The organism is Streptomyces phytophilus, assembly GCF_013870535.1.
Lineage (GTDB): Bacteria > Actinomycetota > Actinomycetes > Streptomycetales > Streptomycetaceae > Streptomyces > Streptomyces phytophilus.
This window is the reverse complement of sequence record NZ_JACBXC010001054.1, coordinates 1-2,152: the sequence shown is the minus strand read 5'-3', so window position 1 is coordinate 2,152 and position 2,152 is coordinate 1. Positions and strand designations below refer to the sequence as shown.

The window sequence follows — 2,152 nt, the reverse complement described above, 5'->3', positions numbered from 1 at the left end:
CGAGGGCCGTACGCCCACGGAGGCGGAGGCGGCCGAGCCGGAGCACGCGGCGGAGGTCGTACGCGCCCTGCGTACCCTGCACGGCACGGCCGGCCGGGCGCCGGACCTGCCGCTCTGGGCGCCGCGCGTCGGCCCCCGGTTCGCGGCCGAACTGCGGGCCCGTACCGCCGCACCCTGGACGTCGGGACCGCTCGGCGAGGAGGCGCGCGCCGCCCTCGCCGCCCACGGCGAAGCCATCGCCCGCTGGACCGACCGCTACCGGCACCTCGCCGACGCCGCCCGCGCCCGCCGCCCCTCGTGGGTGCCCACCCACGGCGAGCCGCACCACGCCAACCAGCTCCTCACCCCCGCCGGGCTGCGCTTCGTCGACTGGGAGTCGCTGGCCCTGGCCCCGCGCGAACGCGACTACGCCGACGTCCCGTCGGCGCTGCGGGACGCACTCGACCCGGACCCGGCGATGCTGGAGCTGTTCGCGCTGGACTGGCGGCTCTCCGAACTCGACGAGTACGCCCGCTGGTTCAGCGCGCCGCACCCGGGCACGGCGGACGACACCGAGGCGCTGGCGGGCCTGTACCAGGAACTTGCGGGAGGAGTCCCCGGCGGCCCGGCGCACACTGGGAGCGAAGCTCCCGGCCCCCGCGGCACGGGGTGAGGGGACCGCAGGCGACGGGCAGCCGATGACCATGACCCACACCGCCGGGACCAGGGCCGGCGCGTCCCGCCTGGACGATGCGACCTGCGACACGTGGGAGAACCCGGCTACGAGGCCCGGGGCACGGCGAGTTCCGCTTCCTCTTCCCGGTGCCCGACGCGTAACGCCGACGCGCGCGCCCGGCATGCGCGCCCGGCACCCGGCGCGGCCGGGGAGGCGGACGGCGGGCCCTCCCGGGGGGACGGGCCCGCCGTCCGTGAGGACGGGGCGGGGGTCAGCAGCTCAGCCGGTCGCCCGGGGTGACGCCGAGGATCTGCGTGAAGCGCTGGTAGTTGTTGATGCGGCTCTGGACCTGCGCGGGGTTGCCGCCGTTGCACTCCAGGGCGCCGTTGATGGAGCGGATGGACTCACCGAAGCCGGCGCCGGTGGTCATCGCCGTGTGCCCGGACATGGTGCCGGGGCCGGACTGGGTCATCCAATACCACAGGCCGGTCTGCCAGGCCACGGCCGGCTCCCGCTCCACCCGGTAGGGGTTGGTGAGCAGGTCGAGGCCGAGGGCGTCGCCGGCGGCCTTGTAGTTGAAGTTCCAGCTGAGCTGGATGGGCCCGCGGCCGTAGTAAGCGGCCTGGCCGGCGGGGCAGCCGTAGGGCTGGGTCGCGTCGCAGTAGTGGGGGTAGTTGGCCTGGTTCTGCTCGACGATGTGGACGAGGCCGCCGGTCTCGTGGCTGACGTTGGCGAGGAAGGCGGCGGCTTCGCGGGCCTTGGTGGTGTTGTCGCCGGTGTTGGCGAAGGCCGGGTAGGACCGCATGGCGGTGGTGAGGCCGCTGTACGTGTAGAAGGGGTTCCGGTTCGGGAACATCTGGTTGAACTGGGCCTCCGTCACGAACTCCCCGGGGCCGGGCCCCGGGTCGCTGCCGCCGCCGCAGGTGCCCTGGTCGGCCCAGACGCCCCACTGCCCGGTGGTGCCGGGGGTCTCGCCCTGGGTCCACCACTTGGCCTGCCAGTTGTGGCCGTTGTGGGAGACGACGTTGCCCTGGGTGTAGACAGAACCGCTGCTCCACGCCGCCGCGCAGGCGGCGGCGCTGGCGGTGGTGGCGGTGGCGAGGGGGACGAGCACGGCGAGGACGGCCGCGGCGGCGAGGGCGGCGACGGTACCCCTGATCCGTCTGCCGAGTCTGCGGTGCAGGTGTACGTGCACGTGTTTGGCTGACACGTCATCACATCCTGTCAGTGGGGGTGTACTTGGCATGGTGGAGCAAAGCCGATTGGTCTGGACCTGTCAAGGTCTAGACCAACAAATACCGCGCGGATCAGCACGCCGGCCCACGACCGGTCCACGGCCCCCCACCAGCAAGGGCTTTCTACAGCCCGGACCCGCGTCAATCGAACGCCCCCGAGGCACCGTTGACCGCCGCCCTGAGCAGCCGTACCTTCCTTCCGTTTGGTTTCTCAGCCGGTCCGGACAGCCGGGCCGGCCGCCGTTCGCGGCGGGCCGCCGGG

2 protein-coding genes are annotated in these 2,152 nt (G+C 73.7%); one reads left to right on the top strand and one right to left on the bottom strand.

Going from position 1 to position 2,152, the window contains the following annotated elements; all coding sequences use genetic code 11:
* The coding region (locus tag H5J30_RS28935) for a phosphotransferase family protein (RefSeq protein ID WP_374101034.1) at positions 1 to 652 on the top strand (652 nt) is incomplete at its 5' end.
* A 274-nt stretch (positions 653 to 926) separates the two neighbouring features.
* Here the strand turns inward: H5J30_RS28935 and H5J30_RS28930 are convergent.
* Positions 927 to 1,850 (bottom strand): glycoside hydrolase family 19 protein, encoded by a 924-nt coding sequence (locus H5J30_RS28930; protein WP_181790231.1) that lies wholly within the window; start codon positions 1,848 to 1,850, stop codon positions 927 to 929.
* Between the last annotated feature and the right edge of the window lie 302 nt (positions 1,851 to 2,152).